Origin of the sequence: Streptomyces sp. BBFR102, from assembly GCF_051397025.1 — a bacterium.
Classification (GTDB): Bacteria; Actinomycetota; Actinomycetes; order Streptomycetales; family Streptomycetaceae; genus Streptomyces.
Genome location: NZ_CP195757.1, coordinates 5,173,924 through 5,190,144, shown reverse-complemented (window position 1 = coordinate 5,190,144; position 16,221 = coordinate 5,173,924). Strand labels below are relative to the sequence as shown.

Here is a 16,221-nt window from a genome sequence, read left to right as displayed (position 1 = left end):
CCTCCGGGCCGGCTCACGGCGTGCTGGTGGCGACCAGGTAGACGAGGGCCTCGCCGGTCGGCCTGCGGGTGACGGTGATGTCGTGGGTGGGCAGCGGGTCGTCCTGGGGGTGGGTGAGGCCCGACCAGGGGCCGGAAACGCCGAAGTCCCAGCCGGTGACGGACTGGTTGCGGGCGCTGATGGTGACCTTGCCCTGTTTCAGGTCCTCGGGGGTGGCGCCGTAGGCGGCGAGGAAGGCGGCCAGCTGGTCCTCGGTGGTGCGGAACTGTACGTAGAGGCGGCTGGTCTTCCAGTTGTTGGTCTCGTAGTAGGCGACGTGCCAGGCGTTGGGCGGCAGGGGGACCTGGTAGATGCGGCGCTGCACCTGGGAGGGCCAGCCGCTGGTCAGGCCGGTCGCCGACCACTTGCGTTCCTTGTCGCGGCCGCTGTCGCGGCTCTGCCCGGCGGAGACCAGCAGGTAGCCGGCGGGGACGCCGATGAGCAGCACGATGACGATGGCGGTGATCCACCGCCTGCGCACGGTGCGGCGGCGCTGCTCGCGGGCGGGCGGCGAGGGCGCTTCGTCCGGTCCCGGCTTCGGCTCGGTGGCGCTGGGGAGGCTCATCACGCGCTCTCCTGGCTGGTGACGGCGGCCCGCTCGTCACCGGCGCGGCGTTCCTGGGTGTAGCGCTCGTAGCGCTCGTACCGCTCGACGCGGCGGCGCTTGGCGCGGCGGAAGCGGCGGGCGACCAGGCGGGCGAGGTCGGCGGCACCGACCATGCCCGCCTCGGGACCGAGCTGGGCGCGGGTGATGCGGGCCTCGGGGCGGTAGCCGCGGCCGGTGAGATGGCGGCGGAAGGCGTCGCGGGCCGGGAGGATCAGCAGGTCGTCGGCGGCGCTGACGCCGCCGCCGACCACGAAGCAGGACGGGTCGAGGGCGGCGGCGAGGTTGGCGATGCCCACACCGAGCCACTGCCCGATGTCCCCGAGCAGTTCCACGCACATCGCGTCGCCCTCGCGGGCGAGCTGGGTGATGAGGGGGCCGGTGATGTCGTGGACGTTGCCCTGGACGCGGTCGATGAGGTTGTACGCGACCGGGGAGTCGGCGGCGGCCAGCTCACGGGCCTCGCGGACCAGGGCGTTGCCGGAGCTGTACTGCTCCCAGCAGCCGCGGTTGCCGCACGGGCAGCGGTGGCCGCCGGGGACGACCTGCATGTGGCCGAACTCCCCGGCGACTCCGTACTTGCCGCGCTTGACCTGGCCCTCCTCCAGGATGGCGCCGCCGATGCCGGTACCGAGGGTGATCATGACGAGGTGGTCCTCGCCTCGGCCGGCGCCGAAGCGCCATTCGGCCCAGGCGGCGGCGTTGGCGTCGTTGTCGACCATGACGGGGACGGCGAGGCGTCCGGAGAGGCGGTCGCGCAGCGGTTCGTTGCGCCAGGACAGGTGGGGCGCGAAGAGGACCCGGTTGCGGTCGGCGTCGACCCAGCCGGCCGCGCCGATGCCGACGGCGTGCACGTCGTGCCGGTCGGAGAGGTCCAGGACCAGTTCGACGATGGTGTCCTCGACGACTTTGGGGCTCTTCGACTTGTCGGGCGTCTCGGCCCTCAGCTGTTCGAGGATGGTGCCGTCGGCGTCCACGACGCCCGCCATCACCTTCGTGCCGCCGATGTCGATGCCGACGGTCGGCACCCGGGGTGCGGTCAGGTGGGACCGCCTCTCCCGCGTGCCGACGGTACGCAGGACGGTGGCCCGTGCGGAGCCGCGGTGTGCGAGGTCGCGGTAGGTGCTCATCGCGACGATTCTGCCTTACCGGGCACACCCGGCGCACACGCGCCCGCCCCGGTGCGCGCCCCCGCGCGGGCAGGGCCCGTCGGGGTACGGGTCACCGGGAGCCGGTGCCGGTGTCCCGCGCGGTACGCCCGCCGAGGTGGTCGGGGACGGGGGCGCGCTCCAGCGCCTCGCCCAGTTCGTCCAGGTCGGAGCCGCCCGCCATCTGCCGGGTCAGCTCGTCCAGGTCGATGTCGCCCTTGAGGTGGCTGCCGGCCATGGCGCCCCGCTTGAGCAGGACGAAACGGTCGCCGACGAGGTAGGCGTGGTGCGGGTTGTGCGTGATGAGGACGACACCGAGGCCGGCGTCGCGGGCGGCGGCGACGTACCGGAGGACGACGCCGGACTGCTTGACGCCGAGAGCGGCGGTCGGCTCGTCGAGGACGAGGACCTTGGCGCCGAAGTAGACGGCGCGGGCGATGGCCACGCACTGGCGTTCGCCGCCGGAGAGGGTGCCGATCGGCTGGTCGACGTCGCGCAGGTCGATGCCCATCCGGGCCAGCTCGCCGCGGGCGGTCTCGCGCATGAGACGGACGTCCATGCGGCGGAAGGGCCCCTTGCCGGTGGTCGGCTCGGAGCCGAGGAAGAAGTTCCGCCAGACCGGCATCAGCGGGACCACGGCGAGGTCCTGGTAGACGGTGGCGATGCCCCGGTCCAGGGCCTGGCGCGGCGAGGAGAGACGGGTCTCCTCGCCCGCGACGCGCAGCGTGCCGGTGTCGTGCGGGTGGAGCCCGGCGATGATCTTGATGAGGGTGGACTTGCCCGCGCCGTTGTCGCCGAGGACGCAGGTGATCTCGCCCGCGTGGACCTCCAGCGAGACGTCCTCCAGGGCGCGGACGTTGCCGTAGTACTTACTGACGTCGGCCAACTCGACGAGCGGGCCGGAGCCCGCCGGGGCCTGGGACCGGGCCGCCTCGGGGTGCGCGTTCATGCCGTCTCCTCCGCCCGCTTGCGGACCCAGTGGTTGAGCAGGGTCGCCAGCAGCAGCATCGCCCCGAGGAAGAACTTGAACCAGTCCGGGTTCCACTCGGCGTAGACGATGCCCTTGCTGGTCATACCGAAGATCAGCGCGCCGATGGCGGAGCCGATCGCGGAGCCGTAGCCCCCGGTGATGAGGCAGCCGCCGATGACGGCCGCGATGATGTAGATCAGCTCGTTGCCGACGCCTTCGCCGGACTGCACGACGTCGAAGGAGAAGAGCAGGTGCTGGCCGGAGATCCAGGCGCCGAGGGCCACACCGAGGTACAGGCCGACCTTGGTGGCGCGCACCGGCACGCCGACCGCGCGGGCCGCGTCGGCGTCGCCGCCGACGGCGAAGATCCAGTTGCCGTACCGGGTGCGGAGCAGGACCCAGGTGGCGACGGCCACCAGGGCGATCCACCACAGCACGGTGATCTTGATGTGCACCGAGCCGACGGTGAGCGTCGAGGCGAAGACCGCCCGGGCCGAGTCGAAGCCCTCCATGTCGGCGATCGACTTGGTGGAGACGGTGCCGCTGATGAGTTTGGTCAGGCCGAGGTTCAGGCCGGTCAGCATCAGGAAGGTGCCGAGCGTGATGATGAAGCTGGGCAGCCTGGTGCGGGTCAGCAGGACGCCGTTGAAGAGGCCGATGGCGAGGGTGACCAGCAGGGAGACGCCGACGCCGACCCAGACGTTGGCGGTCATCTGGTAGCTGAACATCGAGGAGACCAGCGCCGAACTGGTCACGGCGACGCCGGTGGAGAGGTCGAACTCGCCGCCGATCATCAGCAGCGCCACCGGCACCGCCATGATCCCGATCGTGGAGGCGGCGTAGAGGACCGTGGTGAGGCTGGAGAGCTGGAGGAAGCTGTCGGCGGCGAAGACGAAGAAGAGGAAGACCGCGACGGCACCGACGACCGCGCCCAGCTCGGGGCGGCCGAGGAGCTTCTTCAGCGGGGAGCGGGTGATCAGCCGCTCGTCGGCGGCCGGCCCGCCCACCGGGCCGGAGGGGGTGGCGGGTGCGGGCGTGCTCATCGGGTGCCCCGCTTGGTGTGGTCGGCGAGGGCGTCCGCGTCCTTCTCGGTGATGATCTGCGGGCCGGTGAGGACCGGCCGGCCACCGCCGAGGACGTCCGCGTTGTAGTGGTAGAGCCAGAGCAGGTCGACCGCCTCGTACCCCTGGAGGTAGGGCTGCTGGTCGACGGAGAAGCCGAGGGTGCCGTCCTTCAGCCCCTGGGCGACCTTGGCGTTGAGGTCGAAGGTGTTGATCTCGGCCTTGCTGGAGGCGCCCTCCTTGGCCTTGACGGCGGCGTCCGCGAAGGGCGCGCCGAGGGTCACCACGGAGTCGAGGTCCTTGTCGGCCTGGAGCCGGGCCTCGATGGACGCCTGGACGTCGGGCATGTTGGTGCCGTCGACGTAGAGGTTGACCAGCTTGCCGTCGAAGCTCTCGCGCACGCCGTCGCAGCGCTGCTCGTGGCCGACGTTGCCCTGCTCGTGCAGGACGCAGAGGGCCTTCTTGCGGCCGCGCTTGTTCAGCTCCTCGCCGACGGCCTCGCCGGCGATCTCCTCGTCCTGGCCGATGTGGGTCAGCGCGCCGAACTCCTTGGACTTCTCGGAGCCGGAGTTGACGGTGACCACCGGGATGCCGGCCTTCACGGCGCGCTGGACGGCGGCCTTCATCGCGCCGGGCTTGGCGAGGGTGACGATCAGGCCGTCGACCTTCTTGTCGATGGCGGCGTCGACCAGCTGCGCCTGCTGCTGCGCCTCGTCGTGGTGCGAGTAGAGGAACTTGACGTTGTCCTTGCGCGCCGCCTGCTGGGCGCCCTTCTGGACGATGTCCCAGAAGGTGTCGCCGTCACCGGAGTGCGTGACCATGGCGAAGGTCCAGCGGGGGGTGTCCACCGCTGCCCTCCCCTGGGCCGCCTCGGCCTTGGCGGCGTCCTCGGCGCGCTTGCCGCCCGTACTGCTGCACCCCGCGAGGGATGCGCCGAGAACCCCCGCCAGCGCGATGCTTACCCAGGTCCGAAACCGTGCCACGAGGCCGTGCCCTTCTCGCTGTGACGCTTCATGCGAAGGGGCGGAGAAGCCGCCCCAACCGCCCAAGTATCCCCGACCGCACCCGTCGGCTCTCTGGCCGGGGGCCCGGGACCGGCGGAGCGGCCCGGCACCGTGGGGCGCGAGGCCCGCGTCTGCGGGGACAGGGGAGGTTGTAGTAGGACCCGCGGGGCGCGTCAATGTGTGCGACGCCACGTCGGCGGTTCGTTGTACGACCGTTCCCGTACGGGGCGTGGCGGCCGCCCGTTCAGCGGCGGGCGAGGAGCTGGAAGTCGAAGGAGTGGCGGGTGCCCGGTAGACGCGGCTGCCCGTTCGACGGCGCGTCCGGTGTGGTCGCGGCAGAGGCGGCGCATGGTCAGCAGCGGGGCGCCGGGTGCCTCGCCGAGCAGCTCGGCCTCCTCGGCGGTGGCGGCGCGGGCGCCGACCGACTGGCGGGCGCTGTGCAGGGTGCCGCCCGCCTCGCGGAGCAGCCCGTACCGCCCGCTGCCGGCCAGCCGGCCGGGTCGAGGTGGAGCAGGCCGGCCGGGAGGTGGTTCTGGGGCTCCGGGGGCGAGCGCCGTCCGCACCCGCAGCGGCGCCGGAGCCCTCAGGAGTGCTACGAGTCGTTGGCGCTGCGGCCGTAGCGGGCGAGCATCGTCGTGACCGCCTCGTCGACCGCGTGGCCGACGTCGGCTGGTGCGGGGCTCCAGTCGGCGAGCAGCATACGGGGCCACAGGACGTAGTTGGCGATCATGCCGAGGAACTGGTTGGTGGCACTCTCCGCGTCAGGTACTACCGCGGTGCCCGCGGCGTGCTGGGCCTCCAGGTAGTGCTGGACGGAGATGAAGTAGGGCAGCTTGCCCAGCTCGAACTGAGCCCGTCCCAGTTCCGGGAAGCGCGGCAGTTCGGCGATGACGATGCGGAAGAGGGCCGCCATCGCGGGCCGGCCGATCAGGTCGGCGTACTGGCGGCCGATCGCGTTCAGCCCGGCGCCCAGGTCACCGGGCTGCGTCGCGGGCGCCGCCGGGTCCGGCCCGCCCTTCCAATACTCGGTGACGATGGCCTCGAAGAGCGCAGCCTTGGTGGGGAACTGCTTGAACAGCGTGGACTTCGAGACGACCGCTTCCTGCGCGATCTTCGCCAGCGAGGTCCCGTCATAGCCCCGTTCCAGGAACAGCTTCGTGGCCGCTGCGGTGATCGCCTCGCGCTTGCGCCGAGCGAGTCGTTGATGGTGCGCGGAGAGTCCTGCGGTCATGGGACCAGTATGACCCATCACGAGGCGAGTCACTTGACTCGCCACTGTGCAGATGTTTACGTGGTCAGGGAGGCGAGTCGCACGACTCGCATTCAGTCGGCGAGTACTCCCCCGTCGGCGTCGTTCCGTCCTTCAGGGAGAAGCACTCATGGAGTCAGGCAAGATCGCATTGGTGACCGGCGGCAATCGCGGGCTTGGCCGGGCGACGGCCCGGGCGCTGGCCCGGCATGGGCGGCGCGTCATCGTGACCTACCGCGGCGACGCGCAGGAGGCCGAGGAGACCGTCAAGAACGTTCAGGAAACCGGCGCCACCGCTGCCGCGCTTCGGCTGGACATCAGCGACGTGGCCTCCTTTCCCGCCTTCGTTTCCCACCTAGCTGCGCAACTGGAGCGCTGGGAGGCGACCCGGCTGGATGTCCTGGTCAACAATGCCGGGATCGGGATGTTCGGACCGTTGGAAGCGGTCACGGTCGACGACTTCGACGCGGTGATGAACACCAACGTGCGCGGCACGTTCTTCCTCATCCAGGCGCTTGCGCCCGTGCTGGCCGACGGGGGGCGGATCATCAACGTCTCCTCCTCCCTCAGCCGCCACACCAGTGCCGGCACCTCGGTGTACTCGGCCTCCAAGGCGGCGGTCGAGGTCCTTAGTCGGACATTGGCCGTGGAGCTGGGGGCGCGCAAGATCCGCGTCAACTCCATCGCGCCGGGGCCGACCGCCACCGACTTCAACGGCGGCGCCATGCGGGACGACGCGCAGATGCGCGAGGGCCTGAGCGCGCAGACCGCACTCGGTCGTGTCGGTGAACCGCAGGAGATCGGCGACGCGATTGCCGCGCTCGCCTCCGAGGACCTGCGATGGGTCACCGCCCAGCGCCTCGAGGTGTCCGGCGGCGCCCTGTTGTAGGGACCCCCGCCGACACCGTGTGCCCCGCCCCTTACCTGGCAGAACCGGGGGATGCATCAGATGCGGTCCGCCCCGCGGGCCCGGTGGGCGGCATAGCGGGCCCGTCACCGCTCTCGACCATCCAGTTCGCGGCGGTCCGCTGCCTGGACACCGTGGCCGGTGGACATGTTGCTGACCATCTGCGTGCACTCACGGCGGCGAGCGAGCTGGTGCAGAAGGGAGCTGTCAGGGCTCGGGGGTGCTGGTGGCGGCTGGTCCAGTGCAAGACGGACCGGATCCGCAGGCGCTCGGCCGGGCCCGTGGCGAGGTAGACGTCGATGTGGCCCTGCGTGCACGCGGCGAGGCTGCCGCCCTGTGCGGACAACCATTCCAGTAGACGGACGACGGAGCGGATCTCCTGCCGAATCCCGCAGGCTTGCCCAGGGCTGGTGTGCGCGGCCTGTCGGTGCAGGCGGCGCAGCGACTGCCAGCGTGCCCACCACTCCACGATCCGCCGCTCCGCCGCGTCGGGAAGACGGCCCAGGCCCTTCGGTAGCCACTGTTCGATCTGGGCGGGGTGTTCGTCGCGGACGGCCAGGACGCCGCGTGCCCAGCTACCGGCTCAAGAACCATCTCAAGGCCACTGAGCGCAAGACCGAGGTCGCCTGATACCTCTGCACATTCAAATGTACGCAGCTCTACACTTCGACCCGTACGCCGACATCTACCTCCTGCTCGCTGGCGCGCTGTTCACCGGAATGGGCTGGACGGGGATCTGGTCCCGGCTGACTGCCTCGCTGTCCGTGCCGCTGCCGGTGCCGACGGGTCCATCGATCACGGCTGCGATGCGACGGGTCGGGCCCAGACCGTTGAAAGCACTGTTCGACCTGGTCAAAGACCCCGCAGCGGTGACCGCGACACAGGCGACACGGTTCACGGGCAGGCTGGTGGTCGCGATCGACGGCACCCAGATCGCATTGCCGGACACGCCCGCGAACCTGTTGGTCTTCCCCAAGACGAGAGCTGGACCGAACGGGCCCGCCGGTCACCGATGCTGCGTCTGGTCACGCTGATGGCCCGCGGGACCCGAACCCGGTTGACGGGACGGGTGGGGCCCTGCACGTTAAGTCCATGAGGATCGCACTCGCCGGAACCGGCCGGATCGGCTCGGCCCACGCCCGGACACTCGCGGCACATCCGATGGTGTCGTCGTTGGTGGTGGCGGACGCGGAACCGCAGCGGGCGGCGGCGCTGGCGGCCCGGACCGGGGCCGAGGCGGTGGCGGGCGTGGACGCGCTGTTCGCGGCGGAGCCGGGCGCGCTGGTGGTGACGGCGGCGACGGCGGCGCACGCCCCGCTGATCGCGCGGGCCGCGCGGGCGGGACTGCCGGTCTTCTGCGAGAAGCCGGTGGCGGTGGACCTGGCGGGAACGCTGGCGGCGCTCGCGGAGGTGGAGGCGGCGGGCACGGTCCTCCAACTCGGTTTCCAGCGGCGCTTCGACGCCGGTTACAGGGCCGCCAGGTGTGCGGTCCGCTCCGGGGAACTGGGCCGCCTGCACACCGTCCGGGCGCTCTCCTCGGACCCCGCTCCCCCGCCGCCCGCCTATGTCCCGCTCTCCGGCGGCCTGTTCCGCGACTGCCTGGTGCACGACTTCGACATGGTCCGCTGGGTGACGGGGCGGGAGGTCACCGAGGTGTACGCAACGGGGTCGGACGCCGGTCCCGCGATGTTCCGGGAGGCGGGCGACGTGGACACCGCGGCGGCCCTGCTCACGCTGGACGACGGCGCCCTGGTGACGGCGACCGCGACGCGCTGCAACGGCGCCGGGTACGACGTGCGCATGGAACTGGCTGGCGAGGCGGGCCAGTTGACGGTGGGCCTGGACGCCCGGGCGCCGCTCACCTCCGCGGAGCCGGACGGTCCGGCGGCGCCGAAGGACCCGTGGCCCGGTTTCCTGGAGCGGTTCGCCCCCGCGTACGCGGCGGAGCTGGACGCCTTCCTCGCGGTGGCCCGGGGCGAGCTGGCCAACCCGTGCGACGGCCGCGAGGCGCTGGCGGCGCTCAGGATCGCCGAGGCGTGCGAGGTGTCGCGGCGGGAGCGGCGGCCGGTGCTGTTGGCGGAGATCCCCGGCGGCTGAGGCGCGGGCCCCCGGCGCGGACGGCGCGCCGGGGGCCCGCAGCCTCACCAGCGCAGCGGCAGGTCCCGTACGCCGCGGATGAGCAGGCCGGGCGCCCAGCCGGAGGGTTCGCCGTCGGCGGCGAGGTCCGGACAGCGCTCCAGCAGGGAGGTGAGGGCGATCCTGCCCTCCAGGCGGGCGAGGGGCGCGCCGAGGCAGAAGTGCAGGCCGTGGCCGAAGGCGAGGTGGCCCTGGGCGCGGCGGCGGATGTCGAAGCGGTCGGGGTCGGGGAAGCGGGCCGGGTCGTGGCCCGCCGAGGCGAGGCTGACCATGACGGGCTCGCCCTTCTCCAGGCGGACGCCGGCGATCTCCACCGGTTCGCGGGTGTGCCGCCAGGTGGCCGTCTCGATGGGGCCCTCGTAGCGCAGGATCTCCTCGACGGCGCCGTCGATCAGGGCGGGGTCGGCGCGCAGGGCGGCGAGTTGCCCGGGGTGGCGGAGCAAGGTGTGGACGCCGCTGGCGATGAGGTTGACGGTGGTCTCGTGGCCGGCGATGAGCAGCAGGTAGGCCATGGCGCGCAGTTCGCTGGAGCTGAGCCGGTCGCCCTCGTCGTCGGCGGCGCGGATGAGGTCGCCGATCAGGTCGCCGCTCGTCCCCGAGCGCCGCTTCTCCTCGATCAGCGCGTCGAGGAAGGTGCCGAGCGCGGCGAGGTTGGCCTCGGGCGGGACGCCCCCGGCGGGGGCGACGACCTCGCCGGACATGCGGCGGAAGGCGGCGCGGTCGGCGACGGGCACGCCGAGGAGTTCGCTGATGACGGTGAGGGGCAGCGGGAAGGCGAAGGACTCGACGAGGTCGGCGCGCCCGAGCGGAACCATGGCGTCCAGGAGCTCGTCGGTGATCCGCCGCACGAGGGGGGCCAGGGCCTGCACGCGGCGGGCGGTGAACTCACGGGCGACCAGCCGCCGCAGCCGGGTGTGCTCGGGCGGATCGGAGACGAGCATGTGGCGCCCGATGAGTTCGCCTTCGGGGATCTGGATGCCGAGGTTGGCCGGGTCCTTGGACAGGCGCTGGTCGGCGAGGGCTTCGCGGGCCTCCTCGTAGCCGACGATCAGCCATGCCTCGGCGGGGCCGTCCACCCTCGCCAGGCGGACCCGGTGGACCGGGCCGCGCGCGCGGAGTTCGGCGTAGACGGGGTACGGGTCGGCGGTGAACCGTTCGCCGTAGGCGGCGAGGTCGATGACGTCGGTCATGGTTCCCCCTTCGGGCCGGCGCCGCGTCAGGTACCTCCCGATGCCGCGTCGGCTCAACCACCCTACGGAGAAAGCGGGTTGGCGGCATTCATCGAGAGGGTCCCGGCGCGTCCCGGATGGCCGGCGTCGCGGGGCCGTCCGGGGCGGGGTCCGCCGGGTGGCCGGCGTCGTGGGTGAGCAGGGCGACCTGCACACGGTTGTCGAGGCCGAGACGGGCCAGGACGCGGGAGACGTGGGCCTTGACGGTGGCGACGCTGAGGTACAGCTCGGCGGCGATCTCGGCGTTGGAGGCACCGCGGCCGATGGCGAGGGCGACCTCGCGTTCGCGCGGGGCGAGGGAGGCGAGGCGTTCGCGGGCGCGGACGCGGCGGCTGTGCGCGCCGTCCTGGGCGACCTGTCCGATGAGCTGCCGGGTGACGGCCGGGGAGAGGACCGGGTCCCCGGCGGCGACGCGGCGGACGGCGGCGACGATCTCGGCGGGCGGGGTGTCCTTGAGGACGAACCCGGCCGCGCCGACGCGCAGGGCCCGCAGGACCTGCTCGTCGGCGTGGAAGGTGGTGAGCAGGACGACCTCGGGGGCGTCGGGCAGGGCGCGGAGCCGTTCGGTGGCGGTCAGGCCGTCGACGTGCGGCATCCGGATGTCCATCAGCACCACGTCCGGCCGGAGCCGTTCGACGAGGGCGGGGACCTCCCGGCCGTCGCCGGCCTCGCCGACGACGCGGACGTCTCCGGCGCCGCCCAGCATGAGGGAGAGGCCGGCCCGCAGCAGCGGGTCGTCGTCGACGAGGAGCACGGTGGTCTCGGTCGTGTCGCTCATGGCCCCCACGGTAACCAGGCGGAGACCCGGAAGCCGCCCCTTGGCCCGGGTCCGTGGGCGAGACGGCCTCCGGCCAGCGCGGCGCGCTCGGTGAGCCCGATGAGGCCCTGCCCGGAGCCGGGGACGGGCGGGACGGGCCCGGCGGGGGCGGCACTGGCCACGTCCACGCCCAGCCCCTTCCCCGGACCGCCGGTGAGGGTGACGACGACGGGCGCGCCGGGGGCGTGTTTACGGGCGTTGGTCAGGCACTCCTGGACGATGCGGTAGACGGTGCGGCCCAGGGCGGGCGGTACGTCGGCGGCGTGGGTGACGCGTCGGTGGAGGGTGAGGGGGGTGCCGCCCTCACGGGCCTCGTCGAGGAGGTCGGCGAGGCCGTCCAGGGTGGGCTGGGGCCGGGCGGCGTCCGTGTCGTCCCCGGTGCGCAGCACGCCGATGATCGTGCGGAGGTCCTGGAGGGCGTCGTGGGCGCTGTCGCGGATCACCCCGGCGGCGCGGGCGATCTCGGCGGTGGGGGCGTCGGGGCGGAACTCCAGCGCCCCGGCGTGCACGCTGAGCAGCGTGAGGCGGTGGGCGAGGACGTCGTGCATCTCGCGGGCGATGGCCTCCCGGGCCAGCCGCTGGGCCTGCTCGGCCCGCAGTGCGGCCTCGGCCTCGGCACGCCGGGCCCGTTCGCGCAGGCTCTCCAGGAGCAGGCGCCGGGAGCGGACGTACATGCCCCAGCCGACGGTGGCGGAGAGCAGCACGGCGGCGAAGACGACGGCGGCGAACTGGTCGAGGCCGGGTTCGGGATAGAGCCAGAAGGTGAGGGGCGCGGTGGCCAGCGAGAAGACGCAGACCCAGGCGACCTGGCGGAAGGGCCGGTGGACGGCGAGGGTGAAGAGGGCGACGAGGGCGGCGCCTGCGGCGGTCTGCGCGGCGACGGCGACCGCGGCGGTGGCGACGGCGAAGCCCAGCGGGTACCGCCGCCGCACCCAGACCGCCGCACAGGCGAGCGCCCCCGCGAGCTGGTCGGCGACGGCCACGCCGACGGGGAGACCGGGACGCTGCTGGAGGACGTCGAGCCCGGTGAGGCCGATCAGCACGGCGACCGCGAAGCAGGCGAAGTCGGCCGCCCAGTCGCGCGGCCCGCGTCGGGCCGGGCGGCCCTTCGCGGGGCGGCCGGTGGGTTCAGTCCTGCTCACGGGGGCCGGGGTGGTGCGGTGGCGGTCGGCGCGGATGCCCATGGCCGGCAAATCTACGTGCCGCGCCGCCGGTACGCGGACGATCGGCACCAACCGTGGACCTGCGTCGGCGCGGTGTCGACCTAAGGAGGGGGTCGGCGCCCGCCGGGCACCTACCGGAGAGGGGTGCGACCTCGCCCCGCGGCCGTTGTGGGTGGGGGGTCCGCGGGGCGAGGATCGCGGCATGAGGAAAACCCTGGAAGTCGCCGGTTTCCTGCTGCTCCTTCAGGGCGTCATGGGACTGGTCACCGAGTTCACCGACCGCTTCGACGTGGGCCTGATCTCCCGCGCCGGCTTCCTGGACGGCTACGAGGTGTACGCGAGCATCGCGGCCCTCGTCCTGGCGCTGTCCCTGTTCGCCCTGGCGGCGAGCCGCCCCAAGTGAGCGGCGACCGCTATGGGTACGCTCCGGGCCGGCGGTGTGTGGGGCACCGCCGGCCCGTGGGCCCGGCCCTCGCGGGGAGGCGGGGGGCCGGAGTCTGACGGGTCAGCAGCCGTGGTCGACCAGGTCGAACGAGGCGTAGTGGTCCGCGGTGTAGTAGTCCTCGTCGGCGGCCGAGCCGGTGACGATGCGGCGGGCGCCGCGGTTGTCGGAGCCGGGGGTCTTGACCGTGTACTCGTGGTAGTAGCCGGTGGACTGCGAGGGCAGCAGGCCCTCGCGGTTCTGGAAGACGGTGCCGTCCTGCGGGTACGGGTAGGGCCCGCCGGCGTCGATGAGGTCGAGGGTGTCGTGGGCCTGCGCGGGCAGGGCGGAGTAGCAGATGTCGCCGACCGCCTGGGCGGTGACGGCGGCCTGGAGGCTGTGGGCGGCGGGGGCCTGCGCCGGGACGGCCTGGGCCGCGGCGGAGCCGCCGAGCAGCAGGGCGGCGGCGAGTGCGGTGGCTGTGGCGAAGCGTGGGGGGATTCGCATGCGCATAAGGATGACGCGCGTAGACCGGGTGCCGTCAAGGCCAACGACCGTTAATTTTCCCGCTGCTGACGAACGGGCCGGATACGCCGCCCGGGTCCGCCGGTGGTGCGCCCCCGGCGCGCGGAACGGCGGCCCCCCTCGGCCGGGGAGGGGCCGCCGTCGGGCCGGTGTGCCGCCGCCCGGTCAGCGCCGTTCCAGGAGCAGGCCGGAGGGTTCGGCGTACACGCCCTCGTGCAGGATGCGGCGGCCTCTCAGCCAGGTGGAGCGGACCACCCCGTGCAGGGCCTTCCCGGCGTAGGCGGTGACGCGGTTGCGGTGCTGGAGGGCGGCGGGGTCGACGGTGAAGGCGGCCTCGGGGTCGAGGACGGCGAAGTCGGCGTCCCTGCCGGGGGCGATGGCACCCTTGGCGGTGAGCCCGGCGAGGCGGGCGGGCGCCTCGGACATCCAGCGGACCACGTCGTCCAGGGTGTGGCCGCGCCGCCGCGCCTCGGTCCAGAGGGCGGGCAGGCCGAGCTGGAGCGAGGAGATGCCGCCCCAGGCGGTGGCGAAGTCGCCGGTCTTGAGGGCGGCGGTGGACGGGGAGTGGTCGGAGACGACGCAGTCGATGGTGCCGTCGGCGAGCCCGGCCCACAGCGCGTCCTGGTTGGCGGCCTCGCGGATGGGTGGGCAGCACTTGAACTCGGTGGCGCCGTCGGGGACTTCCTCGGCGGCGAGGGTGAGGAAGTGCGGGCAGGACTCGACGGTGACCCGGACTCCCCCGCGGCGGGCGGCGGCGAGGGCCGGGAGGGCGGAGGCGGCGGAGAGGTGCAGCACGTGGACGCGGGCACCGAGCCGCGCGGCCTGCCCGACGAGGTTCTCGATCGCGCGGTTCTCGGCCTCGCCCGGCCGGGAGGCGAGGAAGTCGGCGTACCGCGGGCCCGGGCGCTGCGGGGCGCCGTCGAGGGCGTGCGGGTCCTCCGCGTGCACGATGAGCAGCCCGTCGAACCGGGCGATCTCGGCGAGGGCGACGGCGAGCTGGTCCTGGTCGAGCGGCGGGAACTCGTCCACGCCGGACGGCGACAGGAAGCACTTGAAGCCGAAGACGCCCGCGTCGTGCAGCGGACGCAGCTCCCCGGTGTTGCCGGCGAGCGCGCCGCCCCAGAACCCGACGTCCACGTGGACCCGCGGCCGGGCGGTGTCCCGCTTGGCCTTGAGGTGCGCGGGGGTGGTGGTGGGCGGCAGCGAGTTGAGCGGCATGTCGACGAGAGTGGTGACGCCCCCGGCGGCGGCGGCCCGGGTGGCACTCCAGAACCCTTCCCAGTCGGTGCGCCCGGGGTCGTTGACGTGCACGTGGGTGTCGACGAGCCCCGGCAGCAGGGCCGCGTCCCCCAGCTCCTCGACGGGCACCCCGGCGGGCAGCGGCGCGTCGTACGGCAGCACGCCTGCGACCCTCCCGCCGGACACGGCGACCTGGGCGGCCCGTGTCCCGGAGGGGGTGACGACCCGTGTCGAGCGCAGTACCCGTTCCAGTCCCGGCACCCCGGCCCCTTCCCCGCGCGCCTGCCGAACCTGCGCGCACGCTGGGATCTCGACGATCTGTCGAAGGAGTTTTGCCGCCCGACGCTGCCCCGTCAAGAGCCACCCCTACGCTGGACGTTTTCATTCTGCGGAATGACTATTCCGGGCAACAGAAGGCGAACCGGCGTACCGGGCCGACCCGGAGACGGGAGCCCCCCGCCGGGTAGGCTGCTGCCTCGCCCGCCTGCTCCGAAAGGAACGCGACGTGCCGACGTCCCGCACCCCCGACGCCCCCACCGAGAGCGTGGCCGCCCGGCCCACCGGCGGCGTGCAGTCCCTGGAACGCGCCTTCGACCTGCTGGAGCGGATGGCGGACGCGGGCGGCGAGGTCGGCCTGAGCGAACTCTCGGCCAGCAGCGGCCTGCCGCTGCCGACCATCCACCGCCTGATGCGCACCCTGGTCGCCTGCGGCTCCGTACGCCAGCAGCCCAACCGCCGCTACGCGCTCGGCCCCCGCCTGATCCGCCTCGGCGAGTCCGCCTCCCGCCTGCTCGGCACTTGGGCCCGGCCGCACCTGGCCCGCCTGGTCGAGGCGACCGGCGAGACCGCCAACATGGCCCTGCTCGACGGCGACGAGGTGGTCTACGTGGCCCAGGTGCCGTCCAAGCACTCGATGCGGATGTTCACCGAGGTCGGCCGCCGGGTGCTGCCGCACTCCACCGGTGTCGGCAAGGCCCTGCTGGCCGACGCCCCGCCGGAGGAGGTGCGCGCGCTGCTGGGCCGCACCGGCATGCCGGCCGCCACCGCGAGGACACTGACCACGCCGGACGCCTTCCTCGGCGCCCTGGACGAGGTCCGACGGCTCGGCTACGCGCTCGACGACAACGAGCAGGAGGTCGGGGTCCGCTGTCTGGCCGTGCCGGTCCCCCACTCCCCCACGGCGGCCGCCATCTCGATCTCGGGCCCGGCGGGCCGCGTCACCGAGGAGGCCCTCGCCACCATCGTGCCGGTGCTCCAGCAGGTGGCGGCGGAGCTCTCCGCCGAACTGGCCGCCGCCGGCCGGCCCGGCTGACCCGGCTCAGCCGCCGGCCCCGCCGTCGAAGAGCTCCACGGCGGCCCGCAGCCGCGCCAGTTCCGCCGTGAAGGCGCTCACCGAGCCGAGCGAGGCGGCGACCAGGAGCAGGGAGCGGCGCAGCCGCCCCAGGTCCGGGGTGACCTCACGGGCCATCGCCATAAGCGCCGCCAGCTCGTCCTCCGCGACCGCCCGGTCCGGGAAATCCTTCCGATGGGCGGCCAGCCGTCTGCGCAACTGCGCCGTGGCGCCCCGCAGTTCCCCGGTCCTCAGGTCCTGGCGGCCGGCCACCACCTGCCGCTCCCGCTGTTCCACGTCCGTACTGCGCAACACGGCCCCTCCCCTGCGCACACCGCTGTACGCCGTGCCTGTGTGATGGTTCTGCTCCCTGGTGCGG

At 73.3% G+C, this 16,221-nt stretch carries 17 protein-coding genes and 1 pseudogene; 5 read left to right on the top strand and 13 right to left on the bottom strand.

The genetic code is table 11. From position 1 onward, the window contains the following. Positions 1-13: 13 nt before the first annotated feature. From ACSLIC_RS22960 to ACSLIC_RS22930, 7 genes and pseudogenes are all read right to left on the bottom strand, one after another. Complete coding sequence (locus tag ACSLIC_RS22960; RefSeq protein ID WP_436739596.1) at positions 14-604, bottom strand: sugar kinase; 591 nt, start codon at positions 602-604, stop codon at positions 14-16. Beyond that, on the bottom strand, positions 604-1,773 hold the full coding sequence (locus ACSLIC_RS22955; protein WP_436739595.1) for an ROK family glucokinase: 1,170 nt from the start codon (positions 1,771-1,773) through the stop codon (positions 604-606). The genes ACSLIC_RS22960 and ACSLIC_RS22955 overlap by 1 nt, the downstream gene beginning before the upstream one ends. Positions 1,774-1,864: 91 nt before the next feature. Then, positions 1,865-2,740, bottom strand: a complete 876-nt coding sequence (locus tag ACSLIC_RS22950; RefSeq protein WP_436739594.1) for an ATP-binding cassette domain-containing protein — start codon at positions 2,738-2,740, stop codon at positions 1,865-1,867. Beyond that, positions 2,737-3,804: an ABC transporter permease gene (locus tag ACSLIC_RS22945; protein WP_436739593.1), complete on the bottom strand. Its 1,068-nt coding sequence runs from the start codon at positions 3,802-3,804 to the stop codon at positions 2,737-2,739. Before ACSLIC_RS22945 ends, ACSLIC_RS22950 begins: the two co-directional genes overlap by 4 nt. Further along, complete coding sequence (locus tag ACSLIC_RS22940) at positions 3,801-4,805, bottom strand: sugar ABC transporter substrate-binding protein (RefSeq protein ID WP_436739592.1); 1,005 nt, start codon at positions 4,803-4,805, stop codon at positions 3,801-3,803. The genes ACSLIC_RS22945 and ACSLIC_RS22940 overlap by 4 nt, the downstream gene beginning before the upstream one ends. Positions 4,806-5,070: 265 nt before the next feature. Continuing rightward, a pseudogene (locus ACSLIC_RS22935) lies at positions 5,071-5,358 on the bottom strand (UTRA domain-containing protein); the annotation flags it as partial. Between the two features lie 60 nt (positions 5,359-5,418). After that, on the bottom strand, positions 5,419-6,057 hold the full coding sequence (locus ACSLIC_RS22930; RefSeq protein WP_436739591.1) for a TetR/AcrR family transcriptional regulator: 639 nt from the start codon (positions 6,055-6,057) through the stop codon (positions 5,419-5,421). 148 nt (positions 6,058-6,205) lie between these two features. On the opposite strand from ACSLIC_RS22930, the gene ACSLIC_RS22925 reads away from it, so the two are divergent. The 3 genes from ACSLIC_RS22925 to ACSLIC_RS22915 all read left to right on the top strand — a co-directional run bounded on the left by ACSLIC_RS22925 (position 6,206) and on the right by ACSLIC_RS22915 (position 9,079). After that, positions 6,206-6,964 (top strand): SDR family NAD(P)-dependent oxidoreductase, encoded by a 759-nt coding sequence (locus tag ACSLIC_RS22925; protein ID WP_436739590.1) that lies wholly within the window; start codon positions 6,206-6,208, stop codon positions 6,962-6,964. 665 nt (positions 6,965-7,629) lie between these two features. Next, positions 7,630-8,016 (top strand): transposase domain-containing protein, encoded by a 387-nt coding sequence (locus ACSLIC_RS22920; RefSeq protein ID WP_436739589.1) that lies wholly within the window; start codon positions 7,630-7,632, stop codon positions 8,014-8,016. A gap of 58 nt (positions 8,017-8,074) precedes the next feature. Beyond that, positions 8,075-9,079 (top strand): Gfo/Idh/MocA family protein, encoded by a 1,005-nt coding sequence (locus ACSLIC_RS22915; protein WP_436739588.1) that lies wholly within the window; start codon positions 8,075-8,077, stop codon positions 9,077-9,079. Positions 9,080-9,123: 44 nt separating this feature from the next. Here the strand turns inward: ACSLIC_RS22915 and ACSLIC_RS22910 are convergent, their stop codons facing one another. From ACSLIC_RS22910 to ACSLIC_RS22900, 3 genes are all read right to left on the bottom strand, one after another. Beyond that, positions 9,124-10,308, bottom strand: a complete 1,185-nt coding sequence (locus ACSLIC_RS22910; protein WP_436739587.1) for a cytochrome P450 family protein — start codon at positions 10,306-10,308, stop codon at positions 9,124-9,126. 88 nt (positions 10,309-10,396) lie between these two features. Then, on the bottom strand, positions 10,397-11,125 hold the full coding sequence (locus ACSLIC_RS22905) for a response regulator (protein ID WP_436739586.1): 729 nt from the start codon (positions 11,123-11,125) through the stop codon (positions 10,397-10,399). Continuing rightward, on the bottom strand, positions 11,122-12,348 hold the full coding sequence (locus ACSLIC_RS22900; RefSeq protein WP_436739585.1) for a sensor histidine kinase: 1,227 nt from the start codon (positions 12,346-12,348) through the stop codon (positions 11,122-11,124). Before ACSLIC_RS22900 ends, ACSLIC_RS22905 begins: the two co-directional genes overlap by 4 nt. A 181-nt stretch (positions 12,349-12,529) precedes the next feature. Here ACSLIC_RS22900 and ACSLIC_RS22895 point away from each other — a divergent pair, with 181 nt between their 5' ends. Further along, positions 12,530-12,730 (top strand): hypothetical protein, encoded by a 201-nt coding sequence (locus ACSLIC_RS22895; RefSeq protein WP_436739584.1) that lies wholly within the window; start codon positions 12,530-12,532, stop codon positions 12,728-12,730. Between the two features lie 102 nt (positions 12,731-12,832). On the opposite strand, the gene ACSLIC_RS22890 is transcribed toward ACSLIC_RS22895, so the two are convergent. Both ACSLIC_RS22890 and allB read right to left on the bottom strand, forming a co-directional pair. After that, entirely contained in the window at positions 12,833-13,261 is a 429-nt protein-coding gene (locus tag ACSLIC_RS22890) for a ribonuclease domain-containing protein (protein ID WP_436739583.1), read from the bottom strand. A 177-nt stretch (positions 13,262-13,438) separates the two neighbouring features. After that, positions 13,439-14,773, bottom strand: coding sequence for an allantoinase AllB (gene allB, locus ACSLIC_RS22885; RefSeq protein WP_436739582.1), 1,335 nt, complete (start codon positions 14,771-14,773; stop codon positions 13,439-13,441). A gap of 244 nt (positions 14,774-15,017) precedes the next feature. Between allB and ACSLIC_RS22880 the strand changes: the two genes are divergently transcribed. Then, entirely contained in the window at positions 15,018-15,824 is an 807-nt protein-coding gene (locus tag ACSLIC_RS22880) for an IclR family transcriptional regulator (protein ID WP_436739581.1), read from the top strand. Between the two features lie 6 nt (positions 15,825-15,830). Here ACSLIC_RS22880 and ACSLIC_RS22875 read toward each other — a convergent pair whose 3' ends face one another. Continuing rightward, a complete protein-coding gene (locus tag ACSLIC_RS22875; protein ID WP_436739580.1) occupies positions 15,831-16,157 on the bottom strand; it encodes a DUF5955 family protein in 327 nt (108 codons plus the stop codon). Between the last annotated feature and the right edge of the window lie 64 nt (positions 16,158-16,221).

Bases quoted from the DNA above. Each gene is read 5' to 3' on its own strand.
- ACSLIC_RS22905 (WP_436739586.1), bottom strand. From the start codon at position 11,125: ATGAGCGACACGACCGAGACCACCGTGCTCCTCGTCGACGACGACCCG.
- ACSLIC_RS22910 (WP_436739587.1), bottom strand. From the start codon at position 10,308: ATGACCGACGTCATCGACCTCGCCGCCTACGGCGAACGGTTCACCGCC.
- ACSLIC_RS22945 (WP_436739593.1), bottom strand. From the start codon at position 3,804: ATGAGCACGCCCGCACCCGCCACCCCCTCCGGCCCGGTGGGCGGGCCG.
- ACSLIC_RS22895 (WP_436739584.1), top strand. From the start codon at position 12,530: ATGAGGAAAACCCTGGAAGTCGCCGGTTTCCTGCTGCTCCTTCAGGGC.
- ACSLIC_RS22955 (WP_436739595.1), bottom strand. From the start codon at position 1,773: ATGAGCACCTACCGCGACCTCGCACACCGCGGCTCCGCACGGGCCACC.
- ACSLIC_RS22930 (WP_436739591.1), bottom strand. From the start codon at position 6,057: ATGACCGCAGGACTCTCCGCGCACCATCAACGACTCGCTCGGCGCAAG.
- ACSLIC_RS22925 (WP_436739590.1), top strand. From the start codon at position 6,206: ATGGAGTCAGGCAAGATCGCATTGGTGACCGGCGGCAATCGCGGGCTT.
- ACSLIC_RS22950 (WP_436739594.1), bottom strand. From the start codon at position 2,740: ATGAACGCGCACCCCGAGGCGGCCCGGTCCCAGGCCCCGGCGGGCTCC.
- ACSLIC_RS22900 (WP_436739585.1), bottom strand. From the start codon at position 12,348: ATGGGCATCCGCGCCGACCGCCACCGCACCACCCCGGCCCCCGTGAGC.
- ACSLIC_RS22960 (WP_436739596.1), bottom strand. From the start codon at position 604: ATGAGCCTCCCCAGCGCCACCGAGCCGAAGCCGGGACCGGACGAAGCG.
- ACSLIC_RS22920 (WP_436739589.1), top strand. From the start codon at position 7,630: ATGTACGCAGCTCTACACTTCGACCCGTACGCCGACATCTACCTCCTG.
- ACSLIC_RS22915 (WP_436739588.1), top strand. From the start codon at position 8,075: ATGAGGATCGCACTCGCCGGAACCGGCCGGATCGGCTCGGCCCACGCC.
- ACSLIC_RS22890 (WP_436739583.1), bottom strand. From the start codon at position 13,261: ATGCGCATGCGAATCCCCCCACGCTTCGCCACAGCCACCGCACTCGCC.